Consider the following 17,558-nt stretch of genomic DNA (forward strand, 5'->3'; position numbering starts at 1 on the left):
TTAACTAAAATTATTTTTTATATATAAATTTTATATTTAATACAGAATTATAAGGAATATATTTTTTTTGAATTCTTCATATCAATATACTAAATATATAGAGTAATTTTTTAGATAATATGAGATTTAGACATATTAATTATATGTATATTATTATACAATCTTAAAGAAACTGGTGTATAAATAAAAGGGGAATAAAATGTCGCTTAGACCGGTCTCAAATATGAAGGAGCTCTAAAACATTAGAGGATGACAAACAGTCCTAAAATATACATACAGACTTACCACCTTCATAAACGTAAAAGTGATAGTGTTTAATAGTTTTTCATTTATATTATTAATGCAAGTGCTACTGCGAGAAACGAGTTTAAATGCAAGATGTCGCTTTAAAACAAGCACGGAAATCAATAGAATAAACATTCTAGTATGAATTTTACAAAACTGATAAAGCTTTGAATTATATTTATGTCTTAAAATAATGAATTAATTTCTTTTTATACTATACTATACTATAATATACTATAATATAATATTGTATTATTTAGTAAATAAGTATAATTTAAAAATACATTATTATGTAATAACCATTTCTTTGGTTATTTATAGGTTATATAATTATTATTTTTTTAGTTTACACGAGTACGTCAGATACAAAATTAGCATTTATTTTTAGCTATTATCTCTTATCTGTCAATAGAGCTGTTTAGGTGATTTTATTGGAAATATTGACATCATTTCCTTGAAGCCGTAACCGGGATACATACCTTCGCGCATAAATAAATTACGTAATGGTGAGCAATGATGTAATAGACCAAGGCCAATACTGCGCATGATATGAACAGGAAACATATGAGAAAGTAAAGCAGAGTTGAGGGTATGAACAGCGCTACTACGGATTAATATATCTGGTTTGCGGTATTGGTTATATTGTGTAACAACCATTTCAGAGTTGGAATCGGATATTTGGTTGGGTAAAATATCAATCAAAGTTTGAACATCACGGAATCCTAAATTTAGTCCCTGGGCTCCAATAGGGGGAAAAACATGAGCAGATTCGCCGACTAAAATCGTTCGATTTGCAGCAAAATGATGAGCGAGAAGCCCCGAAAGCGGCCATGCTTGAATTGATGTTTCTAAGGTTAGTGTTCCAAGCATTGATTGCATTTTATTTTCGATTATTTTTGTAATTGCTTTTGCTTCTATATTCAATAATTCTTCAGCACGAGAAGGGTGAACAACCCATACAAGACTGGATCTTCGTCCAGGGAGTGGAACCTGTGTAAATGGGCCATGTTCTGTATGAAATTCAGTTGATGTATTTTGATGAGAAAATTCATGAGAAAAATTGAGAACAAGAGCTTTTTGTGGATAGTTCCACTGTTTAACAGTTATCTCGGCTGCGGCACGGGTAAGAGAGTGGCGTCCATCAGCAGCAATAACAAGAGGTGTTTGAATGACTTTATCATCAGCAAGAGTAATAGATACATGGCTTTTCGTGTGATGAAAAGATTTAGCTTCAGAAACAAACCTTTTAATATTAGGCATCTGTGCAACAGCATCGACTAAAGCAGAGTTCAATTCTGCATTGGGTATATTATATCCAAAAGCTTTTTCACCAATTTCAGCAGAAGAAAAGTGCACCGTAGGTGCACGCACAATCCTAGAAGTTATATCGATAATTCTCATGTACGATAAAGCAGCAGCTCGTTTTTGAAGACTATCCCAAATATTAAGTTTTTGGAGTGTGCGTATTGCAGGCATCATAAGAGCTGTTGTCCGTAACTCATCTGTATGAGCAGGGGGGCCAACAAGAAAAACAAAAAAACCCTTATGTGCAAGCCTTAGCGCGGCTAACATCCCGACAGGACCTGCACCAATAACAGTAATAGCTTTATGTTCTTTCTTTTCAAAGATCACAACAAGTTAAGCCTTTCTTCAATAGAGCAAATATTTTAACATTTCTAAATGATTGCTCTCTTTTTATTGTATGAAGCTCTTCTATTATATTATGTAATAAATAATGCGATATAAAAAAGTAACCTTTTTATAATTTTTTTATGCTGAGTCATATCATGAGTAAAAATGGCGTATTGGTAGATGGATGAAGACTGTAAAAACGAGGATAAGAAAACCTTGAAACGTAAACTAACAAAAAAAATCAAAACAAATGCTAAATTATTACGCCATAAAAAAGTAACAATGCCACAAGCAAAGGCTTTTTCTGTTCATTTACTAACAGCTTCGGGATCATTTTTAGCGTTTCTTTCTCTTATATCGGCTTCTCAAAAAGAATGGACAGCTATGTTCTGTTGGCTTGGGCTTGCACTTCTTGTTGATGGTATAGATGGACCCATTGCACGCAAACTTGATGTTAAATATGTACTTCCAACATGGTCTGGAGAGTTGTTAGATAATATCATTGACTACGTAACTTATGTTTTAATTCCTGCTTTTGCCCTCTATCAAAGTGGTTTTATGGGGGTAGGGTTATCGTTTTCATTGAGTGCAGTCATTGTTATTTCATCGGCTATTTATTATGCTGATACGGGTATGAAAACCAAAGAAAACTTTTTTAAAGGATTTCCTGTTGTTTGGAATATGATGGTTTTTACACTTTTTGTCGTAAGACCAGAGGAGTGGATTACCTTTATCATTATTGTTTTATCGGCCATTATATCTTTCTTACCAATTTATTTCATCCACCCTGTAAGAGTCTGTCGTTTGCGGAGAATTAATTTTCCAATTTTTCTCTTATGGTGTTTCTTTGGTGTTGTCGCTTTCTTTTATCAACTAGAGGCTCCATATTGGGTTAAAATAGGAATTTCAATAACAGGGATTTATATATATTGTATTGGCGCGATCATGCAAATATTTCCCCAACTTGGGGCAAAAAGTATAAAAAAAACAATAGATTAGTTGTTTTAAGGTTTTAAGAAGGGTGTGAAATGAAAATTGATTTTGGAGCAGATAATGATATTTCTTTTGCGAAAGAAGGGTATGCTGGTATTATAAAGCTCACACGCCCTTTAGCATTAAACGCTCTTAGTCAACGAATGGTTTCCGCTTTAAAAAAAGCTCTCAAGACGTGGAAAACGGATAGTGATATTTCATGTGTCTTAATTGAAGGAGAGGGACGTGCTTTTTGTGCTGGTGGAGATGTTGTAGAAATCTATCAGATGGGGAAAAGTGCCTCTGCTTATCAATATTTTAGAGAGGAATATAGTTTAAATGCTTATATTAAACGTTTTCCAAAGCCTTATATCTCTTTCTTAAACGGTATTTGGATGGGAGGAGGGGTCGGTATTTCGCTGTATGGTTCTCATCGAATTGTTACAGAAAATACAGTTTTTGCTATGCCAGAAGCTGCGATTGGATTTTTTCCAGATGTTGGTGCAGGTTTTTTCTTACCATCTCTTCCTAATTATTTTGGTATTTATCTTGCATTGACCGGTGCAAATATAAAATGGGGAGATTGTTTAAATTTAGGATTAGCAACACATGCTGTTCCTGAAGTTAAGTTCGATATTATTAGGAAAGCAGTTATTGAGCAAGGAGATCCTACTTTAGCTTTAAATGAGCACGCAATTACAAAAAATTATGAAACGAGTCATGAAATACGGTGTATTATTAACACTTGTTTTAGTGCGCAGACATTAGAAGAATGCCTTGAATTGCTTTATAAAAAAAGTAATGAAGGTATTTTATTTGCTAAAGAATGTTATGATATTTTGCAGGCACGTTCTCCGATAAGTTTAAAAGTCATCTGGAAACAAATGAAACAAAATGTACCTCGAACTTTGGAAGATTGTATAAAAATTGAAAACCGCATCGCACATCATATGATTAATTCCCATGATTTTTATGAAGGGATACGTGCTATGTTAATCGATAAGGACAAAACACCCAAATGGCAGCCAGATAAACTTTCAAATGTAACAGATGAAATGATAGAGGCTTATTTCCAACCTGTTGAACGAGAGTTATTATTGTGAAAAATAATTCACACAAACGGATTTCAAAAATCAACTTAATTTATAACTGTTATTTACGATTTTTGGCGCTTATTTGCTTGAGCTTGAGTGTTTTTTATTGGATACGCTTAGTTGGTGTCTTTCCAGGTACTCTATGGCGTTTTGATCTTATGCCTTGGCAGTGGCAGTTTGCATCAGCAATATTGGCTATTCTCTATCCTATTGCCTTGATTGGACTTTGGATGTATTCATTATGGGGCATTATTTTATGGTGTAGTGCGGCGTTGATTGAAATAATAACAATCTATTATTCTAATTTTATTTATCAGCCGTTTGTACCATTATTTCATGGAATATTATTTTTAGTCTTTGTGATCCTACGAATTATGATGATTTTTTTTGAAAGAATAAAAAATAAAAAACGATTGTGATTGAAACTTTCGAGCCAGAATAAAACAGCATCGGTTTTCAATCTAACTATCTAACTATAAAATCATCCAAGTTTTTAAAATTAAAAAATGCGCGCTATAGTTCAGCGTGTTCGAAAATGATAACCATTCTTTCTTTTTCTTTAAATATATGTGTTGTCTGGCAATTATAAAACGTACCTTCTCATTAAAAGTTCCATAATATATATTATGCAATAATGTGATTATGATAAAAATTGGCTTTAAGTAAAAAAGCAAAACTACTTAAAGCCAAAAAACAACAAGAAAAATTATTGTACTAATTTACAACGTTTCATATGTGCAAGATCACTCAAAACAGCATTACGATTATTTAAAGCTGAAATTTCATTACTTTCATTTGATTTTGCATCTATAAAGAAAAAGGCAGGTAGAAAAAAGAGACCTGCAGCTGCTAAAGCTACATTTTTATTTCTTGTTTTAGAACGCTCTGCAATTGTAGCATCGATTTGACGTTTATTAGCAAGAAACTCTCGTTGAATATCAGCACAACTCATTGTTCCATCATGTATTGTAGTAACTGAAATATTTTTTTCTAAACGCCCACCACATGCTGACAAGAAAACTGCTAAAACTATAATATACATTACTTGCTTAACATTATGCATAAAAAAACCTCATCTTTAAGATAAATAAGAAGATAATCCAAAAATGCCAATTATGACAAAAATAAGATAAAATAAAGGATAATTTTAAAAAGGTACTTTTTATTTATATATCTGTTTCAAAAATAAGACCTTGATATGCAGGCTTTACATAAGCAGGAACGTAATTGACAACCTTATTGTAATCTAGCGATCTGTCCATATGTGTAAGTATGGCTTGTTTGGGCTTTAAATATTCTATCCATTGTAATGCTTGATCAACAGAAAAATGACTCGGATGAGGTTTAAATTGAAGGGCTTCAATGATAAGAACATCCAAATCCATTAATTTGGATAATGTTTTTGCAGGAAACTCACTAACATCTGTACAATATGCAACATTTCCAATACGAAAACCTAAGGAATGAATATTTCCATGGTATTGTAAATGCGTATTAACGCTTATTTCGCCCCCCTGCCCCTGAATAATAAACTGGCTATCTTCATTGATAAGATGTTCTTTTAAGATGGGTGAATAAGAGGAATCTTTTGGTGTTTGAAAACAATATCCGAAAGCATTCTTGAGATGCTCTAATGTAAACCTATCTGCATAGATATCGATTAAACATTTTTGTGCAAGGGCATAGCTGCGTAAATCGTCAATACCGTGGATATGGTCTGCATGAGAATGCGTGTAAAGAGCAGCATCAAGATGACTTACACGGGCATCGATCATTTGTGAGCGAAAATCTGGACCTGTATCAATAACGACCGTTGTTTTTTTTTCTGATGATTTAATGCGTTCAACTAATAAAGAACTTCTGTAGCGTTTATTTTTAGGGTTATTGGGATCACATATACCCCAATCACCATTGGGGCGTGGGACACCTGGAGAGGGACCACAGCCTAATATTGTAAATCGGTACTGATCGCACATAGCTTTTGCCTTATTTCATTTTGCTAAATAAACGAAAAGCATTCCGGGTTGTTATCTGCGCTGTTTCTTCAATACTTAAACCAATTGTTTCAGCTAAAATAGCTGCTGTATAGCATACAAAAGATGGTTCATTGGTTTTACCCCGGTAAGGAGTGGGGGCTAAAAATGGTGCATCTGTTTCCACCAGCAACTGCTCATGGGGCACAATTTTTGCTATTTCACGGATTTCAAATGCATTTTTAAAAGTAAGAATACCTGAAAAAGAAATATAACCCCCAAGTTCAATGCCAGCACGAGCAAGCTGCATTCCAGATGAATAACAATGAAGAATAAAAGGAAAAGCCCCTAGCTTTATCTGTTCGCGTAAAATTTTCTCCATATCGATATCTGCATTGCGTGAATGTATAACAAGAGGAATCTGTGTTTCTCGAGAAGCAATGATATGTTCTTGGAATACTTTCTTTTGCTCTTCTGGTGTAGAATAATCATAATGGTAATCAAGCCCCCCTTCCCCAAATGCAACAATTTTAGGGTGTTTTGAGAGTTGTATAAGCTCTTTGGCTGTAATATCTTGTTCTTCATGCGCATGATTAGGATGGGTTCCAACGGAACAAAAGACTTGATCATAGTTTTGCGCAATAGCTAACAGTTTATCTAACTTACGAACATGGGTTGAAATTGTGATCATACGTCTAACGTCAGCATCAAAAGCCCGTTGGATAACATTATCCAAATCTTGTGAAAAATCTTCAAAATCAAGATGACAATGTGTATCAATGAGCATGATGAGAATCTTCTTTCTTCAAGAGATAACGAGGGAAAATTGGTTCTGGTGGTGGAAGATCAAGCCCTTCTTGAATTTTTGTATGGCTTATATGATACAACAACCGATCATTTTCAGCAACCGCAAGGCTATTAAGAAGTTTTGTTGCTGACTGGGGAATGAAAGGCAAAAGCATAATTCCTATTCGTCGCAAGATTTCGACAGTTATATAAAGGACTGTAAAAAAACGCTCTTGATCATTCTTTCGTAAACTCCAAGGCTGTTCGTTGGCAAAATAGCGATTGGCATCTGCTATAAGTGAAAAAATAGCTGAAAGAGCTAAATGCATACTATGAGAAGACATTGCTTGGTGCACGGCTTCAAGCACTTGAAGAGATTGTTCTAAAAGCTGTTTATCTTGAACTAAAAATGCAGCGGGTCTAGGAACCTTTGCATCACAATTCTTGGCAATCATAGATAAGGAACGCTGTGCTAAATTACCAAGATCATTAGCAAGATCGGCATTAATACGGCTCACAAGGTTTTCATGGTTATAACTACCATCATGTCCAAAGGGCACTTCACGAAGCAGAAAATAACGAACCTGATCAAGTCCATAATGATCAACCATTTCAAAAGGATCAACGACATTTCCAACAGATTTTGACATTTTTGCACCACGATTAAGTAAAAAACCATGTGCAAAAATATTTTTAGGCAATTCAACTCCAGCAGACATTAAAAATGCTGGCCAATAAACGGCATGAAAACGAATAATATCCTTACCAATGATATGCGTATTTGCAGGCCAAAAATCACGTTTTTTTGAATTTTTATTAAAAAAATCAATTGCTGATAGGTAATTTGTAAGCGCGTCAACCCAAACATACATTACGTGTTTGGGATTATCAGGAACAGCAACTCCCCAATTAAAATTTGTCCGTGAAATAGAAATATCTTTTAAACCCGATTTGATAAAACTTATAATTTCATTACGCCGCTCGAAGGGAGCAATAAAATCAGGATGTTTTTCATAATATTCAAGAAGCGCCTTTTCATAACGAGAAAGTTTAAAAAAATAACTTTCTTCTTCATTCCATTCAACAGGAGAACCTAATTCCTTCTCACGACGAATATTATCGGGTCCAATTTCCGTGTCTTTCTCTTCATAATAGGCTTCTTGGCGAACCGAATACCACCCCTTATAATGGCCAAGATAAATATCGCCATTCTCTTCCATCTTTTTCCAAATTTCTTGACACGTTTGAGAATGGCGCTCTTCTGTCGTGCGGATGAAATCATCGTTAGAACAATTTAATACCGTAAGCATTTTTTGAAACACAGCACTATTACGATCTGCAAGTTGCTGAGGTGTCATGCCCAATGTTGCTGCGGTCTGTTGCATCTTTAGACCATGCTCATCTGTACCAGAAAGAAAAAATACATTTTTTCCGTTTAATCGTTGAAAACGGGCTAAGACATCACTTGCAATGGCACTATAGGCATGCCCAATATGCGGATTACCATTAGGATAAAAAATGGGAGTTGTTATGTAATATGTGTCACACATGTCGTACTCGTTGTAAAACGCTATAAATAAAAGATATAATGACATAACGCCTGTTCATCACATTGTCACGGAAAAACTAAACTTCATGAATGATCTTATGAACTCTAAAAAGTAAGTTAATAACAAACTGCTTCTTATCGAGATTAAACAATTGTATTTCCTCTATTTCTTGATGAATCTCCTGCCATTTTTGCGCATATTTTTTTGAGAGAAATAAATTTCCTTTTTCAACGAGCATGAGAGCTTTTTGTTGAGTTTTATCAAGAATTTCATCACAAAATTGTTGAAATTGGAATGGGGAAGAAACAGATGAAAGTGTTTGAGCAAGCGTGTGTACAATCGTTGCATTACAAATAGGTTGCTCTAGCAGAGAATCAATTGTTTTAATAATTTCAAAACCACCATGACAAATAAGTAAAGCCGCTTTTCGAGGACTTCCTTTGGATTTTTTAATAATTATTTCAATCGTTTTTTCATCAGGTAAATCCTGATTGCTGAAAATATGTGTAATGACTTTTTTCATTTCATCATGACTCAACGGGCGAAAAGAAATTTTTTGACACCGTGAATGAATGGTTGGAAGTAATCTTCCTGAAGAATGCGCGATAATAATAAAAAGAGTCTTTACAGGAGGTTCTTCAAGTATTTTAAGAATTGCATTGGCTGCATTTCTATTCATATCGTCTGCAGAATCAATAATAATAATACGCCATCCATTATCTTGCGATGTTCGGCTTAAAAAATGCATAACATCACGGATATCATCAATGAGTATTCCTGTTTTAAACTTTTGTGTTTTTACATCAAATCGACGTGAAATATACAAAAGACCAGGATGACTCCCCTGTGTAATTTGGCGCCATGGAATAGAATGAAGATCGGGTTTTAAGAAATTTCCCTTTTGAGAACTTAAAATATTCCAAGCAAGATGAAACGCTAATGTCGCTTTTCCAATTCCATATTCTCCTTCAAATAATAACGCATGATGCAAACGCCCTTCTTTAAGCATTTGTGTCAAAAAGTGACGAACATCTTCATGACCAAAAATAACGTTATTCTGGGACGGAGATAAAATTGTATCAATATCATCATATTGGCGTAAGATATTTATGACATCACTCATGAAAATTGATCCAACAATATCTGATGACAAAAATTTTTTATTTGATTCGCAACAACTTCCACCGAGACACTCGCATCAATAACGCGAAATCTCTGTGGCTCTTGTTTGGCCAATTGAAGAAAAGCTTGACGCCTTTGTTCTTGAATTTCTAACTTATCTTTTTCAAAATAATCGATTGCTTCTGTTTTTTTTCTTCGCAAATTTGCACGCTTTATACCACACGCTGCTGGCATATCTAATAAAAATGTTAAATGAGGCATGATACCATTGAGTGCAATACACTCTAAAACAGAAAGAAGAGAAGAATTGACGGTTTCATTGAGCCCTTGATAAACGCGTGTAGAATCAATAAAGCGATCACATAAAACGATTTTACCTTTTTGCAAAGAAGGCGCAATAATCTCGGCAACATGGTCGGTGCGTGCTGCTGTAAACAAAACAGCTTCAATCAACGGTCCATATTGTTGTGCCTGCCCTGACAACAAAATATGCCGGATTGCTTCAGCCCCTGGTGTTCCTCCTGGTTCTCGCGTTGTAACAACATCATAACCTTGGTAAGAGAGATATTCAGCAAGTAAAGAAATTTGCACTGTTTTTCCTACCCCGTCCCCTCCTTCGAATGTGATAAAATAACCTGACACGTATAAACCTTAATTCTATTAGCGCGTAACTATAAATATTTCCGTAACCATCCAATTGTTATTTCATAGAATGCATCTTTTACTTTTGTAAAGAAACTTCCTTCTCGAACATTTTCGCCGGCAAAAACTGGTCTTTCCAAAAGAACCTGTTTATCTTCTAAAATTTGAATAACCCCAACTGATTGCCCTAAAATAATGGGTGCTTTCAATGGTCCATGATATTTAATTTTTGCTTTAACATTGACTTCTTTTTCATTTGAAAGCATAAAACTTATCGGCTTTTTAACAATAAGTGGAACAAAATTTTCTTTACCGCCATAAACAGAAGCACGACCAACCATTTTTTCCTTTGTAAAAATCGTTTTGAGATCAAAAGCTGTCATTCCCCATTGAAGAATACGTTCTATTTCCTTTGTATGTTTTTTACCATCTTGCAAACCATTGATTGCTAAAAAAAGACGCCGATGATTTTTATAAATGGTGGCAACCATTGAAAATCCTTCTTTTTCACTGTAGCCAAAACCAAATCCTTCTACACCTATTTCCCTAGAAATAAGAGGGTTTTTATTTCGTTGAAAAATATTATTCCACGTAAAATGAGGCTCACGATAAAGTGTATAATAATCTGGATATTCCTTAGCAATATAACGCGCTAATATAATCATATCGCGCACTGTTACAAATTGTCCCTCTTCGGGAAACCCTGTTGCATTAACAAAATGGCTTTCAGATAGTCCAATTATTCTAGCGCGCTGATTCATCAGCTTTGTAAAATGAGACTCATCTCCGGATATTCCTTCAGCAAGGATAATAGCAGCATCATTTCCATTCATAATAATTAAACCACGCAAAAGATCAGACACACTGATTTCTGTCTTTATTTTTGCAAACATAGTGGTTGTACCGGAAGGTGCCCCACCCTTGCGCCAAGCATTTTCACTAACCTTGAATTTTTGGGTACTTCTTAACAATCCCTCCTTTAATTGATGAAAGACGACTTCCGCTGTCATTAATTTTGCTAATGAAGCAGGAAAAAAAGGAATATCACTTTGTTTTTCATAAAGTATTGTTTCTGTATCATCATCAAGTAACAACACTTGTGAGGCAGAAGTTTGAAAATCTTGTGCTCTTCCGCACGGGTTAAATGCTAATATTCCCCATAAGGTCAATAAGACCCTTAATGTTGTACACATAGCCGCTCCTCCCATCCCAAAATCAATACAAAGAATCATTATATAGGAAAGAACTCTTTTATTTCTGTAAATCGGGAAATTATTGACAACATGAGGTTTTATCTTTTTCATGGGTAGGATATTAATTTATTTATGACAAGTGATCACTTTTTAAACTTAAAGCTGACCCAAATATTGTAAAATTCTCTTTTGATTTTTTCCTTTTTGAATCAATTAAAATCACTCTTTTACCCTCTATAAGTAGAGTTAGTATAAGGGTGAAGATTATTAAAGAGAGAGTAAAAATACTTTTTATAAATTTCTCAACTGCCAAGGATTATTGCAAAACATAAGAGTTTTGCAAAATGTATGATGGTATTTCGTTTAAGTTTCATACATGTAAATAAGGGGGATGCCTAATGGCTTTACAATTTTATTCTTTACGAACGCTGTCATAAAATAGGCTTGAGAGCCAGATATGTCTCCTTAAAACGAGCACGTGTGAATTGACAACGCAAAAGGGTATTTTGTTTGAGGTGTTTAGTTTAAGTGAAGAGAGTTACTCCATCAAGAAATCAGTAAAAAAGCATGAGGAAATACATAATCTCTTCATAAGATATTATTACCTTGGGTGGCTATCGAAGGCCGCAAAGTCAAATCAAAAGGGAATATTTTTTGCTTTTTAGCTTTTATATTCTTTACCAATTAGACTGTGCAATCATTTCAGATAATTACACCAACAGGTTCATACAATCCTCTTACCTTCATTTGGTAAAAGCTGTCACCACAGAAAAAGTTCGTGTTTGATGAGCAAATACAGTCATAAAACTAAAAAAGATCGGCAACGGATTGGAGAGATACCTTAAATTATTAATAGTAACACTCTTCCCCTTTTTTAATAGTTTAATTTGAAAATGATATCGATTAAAAATCAACAGATTTTTTAAAAAAGTTGTAACCAATTGAGCTTTGTTCTTTTGTTTAGTTTATTTACAGAAGCAACTTGATCAAATGGCACTGGCTTATTAACCATGATAGGACCAATTTCTGGTAATTTTACTGCAACAGCTTTATTATGTTTCTCCTGTAAAACAGAATCTGCTTTAGCTAACTTTTCTCTGTTTTCTATATTGTGCTCCTTGAACAAAACAGTTTCTCTTTTTTTCGAAACCTTTTCTAACGCTAATGAATATGAAGCAGCATTTCCAGGAGTATAAGAGGCCATTAAATATGCATCATCATAATAACCAATAGGTGCTTCAGCAATATATTCTACTTTAACATCTGCGACGCCCCTATCTACATAACCAAGTATTGTCGCAGCTTGCTTTGATAAATCAATGATACGGTCTTTCATAAAAGGTCCGCGATCATTCACTCTAACAATGAGTGAGGATCCATTTTTCAAATTAGTAACACGAGCATAGCTAGGCAAAGGCATTGTAGGATGAGCAGCAGTCAAAAGATTCATGTCATAAATTTCACCATTTGCCGTTAAACGCCCGTGAAAATCCGAACCATACCATGATGCTTCGCCAACACGTGCATACGTTGGATCATTTTCAGGATAATACCACTTTCCTTTTATCTGGTAAGGTTTACCAACAATCGCTCGCCCACGTTTTTTGGTTTCTGATTGATTTTTATTATTGGATATTTTTTTCGGTAGAACAGAAGTATTTACGTCAATTGGTTTATTATGATAGAAATCTTTTATTGAAAAATGTGCGGTTTCGCTTGAGCAACAAGACACCAATGATTGAGAAATAACGATCATAGAAAATAATTGAAATGTTTGTTTGATAATAGAAGTAAATTTCTTTTTACTATTTGAAGGCATCTATTCAGTCCACTTATTTCTGTTAAGTACTGCTGTAAAAACCACATCACGCTTCTTGCACGCGAGAGAAGAATTCACGCTTTTAAATGATATCCCTCGCGCATATACCATCCTTGAACTCGCCTCTTTTATCAAAAAATTAACATATTGTTAACTATTTTATGATTGTCATAAAAAATAAATGCGCTATATAAAAGTATAAAAAAATAAAAACTATATAAATCAATAAGTTATAGAAAATCTATTTTATATGATAAGTTGTGAATAAATACAAATTGTAAATAAGTATGACGATTTTACCAACTTATTTCATGTAATGCGGCGGGTATTAAAAACAGCCCATGAATTACGAAAACGTGTAGCCACACTTGCTATCAGCGCAGGTGTAATTATATCGCAAGTTCTAAAGCACTTTCGGATTGGGCAGAGGAGAACTCTATAGAAAAAAGCTGCGAGAAAAGGATTGGCTACAGAATCAATAAAAAAGCTTCCCCCAAATTAGGGCAGTTAAAAAAATAAAAAAAATCAAAATAAAAAAGATTCTTAAATTTTTGTATAGCCTATTGAGATTCTTTAGAGTTGGTGAGCGCGCAGGGATTCGAACCCTGGACCTACTGATTAAAAGTCAGTTGCTCTACCAGCTGAGCTACGCGCTCTCACACAAGCTATTTAGTTTGCAGACTATCTAGTTTGCAGAAAGTGAAGGGAACATACGGTTGACTTTTCATTTGGTCAACACTTTTTGAAAAAAATATTATTATTTTTTTTAGTTATCAATAATTTTCCGTTTTTTTCCTTTCTTCGTCATTGTAGAGTTGCTCTTTGATCTTCTTTTTGAAATCTCGATGCAAAAATAATTTAACGATAAAAAATATTTTATAGATTAGAAATGCTCAAATTACAAAAAAGTCCCTCCCTCTCTCCACACATAGGCTATTAAGCATCATGGATAGAGCAGAAAAATACTTCCTACTCTATATTACTTTTATATCTTTATGTTTTAATTTTTAAGCATGAACGAGATTTATAAAATAACATATTGATTTATAATAATTTATCATTTTCTCTCTCAATACAAAGAGAAGAATAAATCGATTAAAAAAGAAATGAAAATGTCTTTTGTATTTTCTTTCAATAAGCAGAAATTATCATAACATGAGGGGCGGTAAAATAGCTATGGTAGTGTAAAGCTTTTGAGATGTAAAGATAGCGTTGCACAATAGATCTTATGTTATTTGCAAGATCATCTTGAGGAAAGCGGCACATTAAGAGATATCTTATTTTTAATAAATATGCGAATGAGCAACAATGGCATTTTGAGGAGGTGGCTTTTATTCAGGCACGATGATTCTATAACGAAAGCCAACTATTTTATAGAATAAAGCAGATGTTAAACAAAAAAATTTGGTCTCATTGAAAATATCTGACATGACTCTAAATTATGCTTATTATTCTAGCTATAGATAATTTGACTAAACAATAAAAAACAACAGAAACAATGTGAAAAATAATTCTAAATATACATAAAGTGATCCGTCACGCTATTGAAATAATCTATTTTATTTAACTTTTTATATGAGAAAATTATAAAACACGTAGATATACAAAAAATAAAAGAATAACTCTGACCACAAAATTGGGTATTGAATAATTCATTCAGAGCTACAAAATATTTTTTATATGTCATTTAATATTATTATAGTTTTATAATATATAAATAATATTATGATAAATTTATTAAAATAAATTTCATACTTATCATATATTAAATATGTCTATAAATAAACATGTTACCTCATTAACTTCACTTATAAGATCAAAAATTAAAGAAAATAATTTTGATTTAGCAAAATAAATTTAGAATTATTATAATATACACTTGTTTTTTTACTGTAATCTTTTTTATTCTTTTGATTGGAACATTGAATGCTGACATGTAAACAATATGAGCTCCTCTTGTTTATTCACAATCATGTAAAAGAAACAGGTGTTCCCCCTTCTTTTGAAGAAATGAAAAATGCTTTAGAACTTTCTTCAAAGTCTGGCATTCATAAGCTCATTGTAGCCTTAGAACAGCGAGGTTTTATACGTCGTTTACCCAATCGTGCTCGTGCAATAGAGGTGATTCGACTCCCTGAGAAAATAACATTTAGCCTTTCTTTAGCACGTAAGATTTCTCCCAGTATGATAGAAAAAAATAAAAGAAAAATATCAACAAACTTAGCTAATCTTGAAAATTTTGAGGAAGAAGAAAAAAAAAATACCACAATTCCCATTATGGGACGTATTTCTGCGAGTGTACCCGCCTCTGCTATACTGCAACAAACAAGCACACTTTCTCTTCCACACGATATGGTTAATACAGGTGAGCACTATGCATTAGAAGTTAAAGATAATTCTATGGTGGAGGCTGGTATCCTTGATAAAGATACGATTATTGTGAAACGTCAAAATACAGCAATATCAGGTGAAATTATTATCGCATTTATTGATAAAAAAGAGGCAACATTAAAACGTTATCGACGCAAAGGAACCTCTGTTGCATTAGAAGCCGCCAATCCTCACTACGAAGTACGTACATACAAATCCGAACGTGTAGAAATACAAGGTAAACTTACCGGACTTATTCGCAAATATTAAAAAACACACCTATATACGCGATAAATATCGCAATAAAATGTAGTAAAAAAACTGCTGAGTATTTTTTGATATTGTGCCACACGCAGTTGACTTTCTTCCTACAACCAAAGGATTCAACCAATTCGGTTTATAAACAAATTTAAAACCTTATCGAGTGAGTTTTGGTTCTCTTTTTCTCTCATATGTTGTTCACTTAATACAAGGCTCGACAAGTAAGCTTTAAAATATTCACCAAATACTCTAAAAGATCTTGAATGCTTTGAAGGAGTCTGTCTTAATATCATCGCCCTCAAAACAGCATTTGACAGTGTAATAAAATAAATTTGTAAGCACACACAAAATAATCTAGAAAAAAAATAAAATAAATTTATAACAGATTGTTATCTATAAAAATAAAGAACATTTCTTACTTTTAAAGTCAATAAAAGCGAAACGCAATCGTTCACAGTAATTATAGGATCATCATGATAGCACCTCGTATTAGTTTTGTCTCTCTCGGATGCCCAAAAGCACTTGTAGATTCTGAGCGAATTATTACAAGTCTCCGTTCTGAAGGGTATGAAATTTCGCGTCAACATCAAGGAGCTGATGTCGTTATTGTGAATACCTGTGGTTTTCTTGACTCTGCCAGAAAAGAATCATTAGCCAATATTGATGAAGCTCTCAAAAAAAATGGAAAAGTGATTGTAACAGGGTGTCTTGGTGCTGATCCTGAGGTTATTCGCCAAGAATACCCTAATGTATTGGCCATTACAGGACCACAAGCTTATGAAAGTGTTATACAAGCTGTTCATACAGCAATTCCCCCTGTTCATGATCCTTTTCTTGATTTAGTTCCTCCCCAAGGTATTCGTTTAACACCACGCCATTATGCCTATTTAAAGATTTCTGAAGGATGTTCTAACAGCTGTAGTTTTTGTATCATCCCTACACTGCGTGGTGATCTCACTTCACGTCCCATCAGTGATGTTCTTCGAGAAGCTGAAAAACTTGTACAAGCAGGTGTAAAAGAGCTCTTGGTTATTTCACAAGATACAAGTGCTTATGGTATTGACCTTAAATATCTCGAAAATTCTTGGAAAGGTCGAACAATCAAAACAAAATTCTTTGACCTTTGTCGCGAACTAGGTAATATGGGCATTTGGGTGCGTATGCATTACGTTTATCCTTATCCCCATGTGGATGAGATTATCGAACTTATGGCGGCAAAAAAAATTCTCCCTTATCTGGATATACCTTTTCAGCATGCATCACCGACTGTTTTGCGTCATATGAAGCGTCCTGCTCTTATGGAAAAAACAAACCGTAGAATTGAAAAGTGGCGAAAAATATGTCCAGATCTCACCTTACGATCAACATTTATTGTTGGATTTCCAGGCGAAACAAATGAGGATTTTAATATGCTTCTAGAATGGTTAGAAGAAGCGAAAATTGAACGCGCTGGATGCTTTAAATATGAAGAAGTAAAAGGAGCCGTTGCAAATGATTTGGGATTAGAAAATATTCCTGAAGACATAAAAGAAAACCGCTGGCATCGTTTTATGGCAAAACAACAACAAATTTCTACACATCTTTTAAAGAAAAAAATTGGAAAAAGACTCCAAGTCCTTATCGATGAAAGTCAAAGAAAAGTTGCCAAAGGACGTAGTCAATACGATGCTCCAGAAATAGATGGTATTGTCCACATATCATCACGACGCCCCTTGCGTGTCGGTGAATTTGTCACCGTTAAAATTGAACAATCTGATGCCTATGACCTTTATGGTATAGCCGTTTAAAAATTGAACTTATTTTCATCCCAATGACGAAGTTTTCCATCAGAGTTAGTTTATAAAAAAGCACCAGTTTAC

The 17,558-nt window shown here is 33.9% G+C and carries 14 protein-coding genes and 1 tRNA gene; 5 read left to right on the forward strand and 10 right to left on the reverse strand.

The annotated features are described in order from the left end of the window. Window positions 1–690: 690 nt before the first annotated feature. Entirely contained in the window at window positions 691–1,917 is a 1,227-nt protein-coding gene (locus PVV65_RS01510) for a UbiH/UbiF family hydroxylase (protein ID WP_273788937.1), read from the reverse strand. A 180-nt stretch (window positions 1,918–2,097) separates the two neighbouring features. On the opposite strand from PVV65_RS01510, the gene pcsA reads away from it, so the two are divergent. Genes pcsA through PVV65_RS01525 form a run of 3 tightly spaced genes read left to right on the forward strand, consistent with a single transcriptional unit; the run spans window position 2,098 to window position 4,402 of the window. Next, window positions 2,098–2,916, forward strand: coding sequence for a phosphatidylcholine synthase (gene pcsA, locus PVV65_RS01515; protein ID WP_273788938.1), 819 nt, complete (start codon window positions 2,098–2,100; stop codon window positions 2,914–2,916). A 29-nt stretch (window positions 2,917–2,945) separates the two neighbouring features. Then, the gene (locus PVV65_RS01520; protein WP_273754173.1) at window positions 2,946–3,992 is read left to right on the forward strand and encodes an enoyl-CoA hydratase/isomerase family protein; all 1,047 of its coding nucleotides are present in this window, start codon (window positions 2,946–2,948) and stop codon (window positions 3,990–3,992) included. Beyond that, on the forward strand, window positions 3,989–4,402 hold the full coding sequence (locus PVV65_RS01525) for a DUF6163 family protein (RefSeq protein WP_273754171.1): 414 nt from the start codon (window positions 3,989–3,991) through the stop codon (window positions 4,400–4,402). The genes PVV65_RS01520 and PVV65_RS01525 overlap by 4 nt, the downstream gene beginning before the upstream one ends. A gap of 287 nt (window positions 4,403–4,689) precedes the next feature. Here PVV65_RS01525 and PVV65_RS01530 read toward each other — a convergent pair whose 3' ends face one another. The 9 genes from PVV65_RS01530 to PVV65_RS01570 form a co-directional block, all read right to left on the reverse strand. Further along, window positions 4,690–5,046, reverse strand: coding sequence for a hypothetical protein (locus PVV65_RS01530; protein WP_273788939.1), 357 nt, complete (start codon window positions 5,044–5,046; stop codon window positions 4,690–4,692). Between the two features lie 103 nt (window positions 5,047–5,149). Beyond that, complete coding sequence (locus PVV65_RS01535) at window positions 5,150–5,959, reverse strand: MBL fold metallo-hydrolase (RefSeq protein WP_273788940.1); 810 nt, start codon at window positions 5,957–5,959, stop codon at window positions 5,150–5,152. Between the two features lie 10 nt (window positions 5,960–5,969). Beyond that, a complete protein-coding gene (locus tag PVV65_RS01540) occupies window positions 5,970–6,743 on the reverse strand; it encodes a TatD family hydrolase (RefSeq protein WP_273754168.1) in 774 nt (257 codons plus the stop codon). Beyond that, the gene (gene metG, locus PVV65_RS01545) at window positions 6,733–8,292 is read right to left on the reverse strand and encodes a methionine--tRNA ligase (RefSeq protein WP_273788941.1); all 1,560 of its coding nucleotides are present in this window, start codon (window positions 8,290–8,292) and stop codon (window positions 6,733–6,735) included. Before metG ends, PVV65_RS01540 begins: the two co-directional genes overlap by 11 nt. 76 nt (window positions 8,293–8,368) lie before the next feature. After that, a complete protein-coding gene (locus PVV65_RS01550) occupies window positions 8,369–9,415 on the reverse strand; it encodes a DNA polymerase III subunit delta' (RefSeq protein ID WP_273788942.1) in 1,047 nt (348 codons plus the stop codon). Then, window positions 9,412–10,056 (reverse strand): dTMP kinase, encoded by a 645-nt coding sequence (gene tmk / locus PVV65_RS01555; protein WP_273788943.1) that lies wholly within the window; start codon window positions 10,054–10,056, stop codon window positions 9,412–9,414. Before tmk ends, PVV65_RS01550 begins: the two co-directional genes overlap by 4 nt. Window positions 10,057–10,085: 29 nt before the next feature. Beyond that, window positions 10,086–11,249, reverse strand: coding sequence for a D-alanyl-D-alanine carboxypeptidase family protein (locus tag PVV65_RS01560; RefSeq protein WP_273788990.1), 1,164 nt, complete (start codon window positions 11,247–11,249; stop codon window positions 10,086–10,088). Between the two features lie 922 nt (window positions 11,250–12,171). Next, a complete protein-coding gene (locus PVV65_RS01565; protein WP_273788944.1) occupies window positions 12,172–13,068 on the reverse strand; it encodes a septal ring lytic transglycosylase RlpA family protein in 897 nt (298 codons plus the stop codon). A 580-nt stretch (window positions 13,069–13,648) separates the two neighbouring features. Then, a tRNA-Lys gene (locus PVV65_RS01570) sits at window positions 13,649–13,724 on the reverse strand. A 1,270-nt stretch (window positions 13,725–14,994) separates the two neighbouring features. Between PVV65_RS01570 and lexA the strand changes: the two genes are divergently transcribed. Then, complete coding sequence (lexA, locus tag PVV65_RS01575; RefSeq protein WP_273754161.1) at window positions 14,995–15,708, forward strand: transcriptional repressor LexA; 714 nt, start codon at window positions 14,995–14,997, stop codon at window positions 15,706–15,708. Between the two features lie 464 nt (window positions 15,709–16,172). Further along, window positions 16,173–17,486, forward strand: a complete 1,314-nt coding sequence (gene rimO, locus PVV65_RS01580; protein ID WP_273788945.1) for a 30S ribosomal protein S12 methylthiotransferase RimO — start codon at window positions 16,173–16,175, stop codon at window positions 17,484–17,486. The last annotated feature ends 72 nt before the right edge of the window (window positions 17,487–17,558 follow it).

Origin of the sequence: Bartonella sp. ML70XJBT (assembly GCF_028618425.1) — a bacterium.
Classification (GTDB): Bacteria; Pseudomonadota; Alphaproteobacteria; order Rhizobiales; family Rhizobiaceae; genus Bartonella.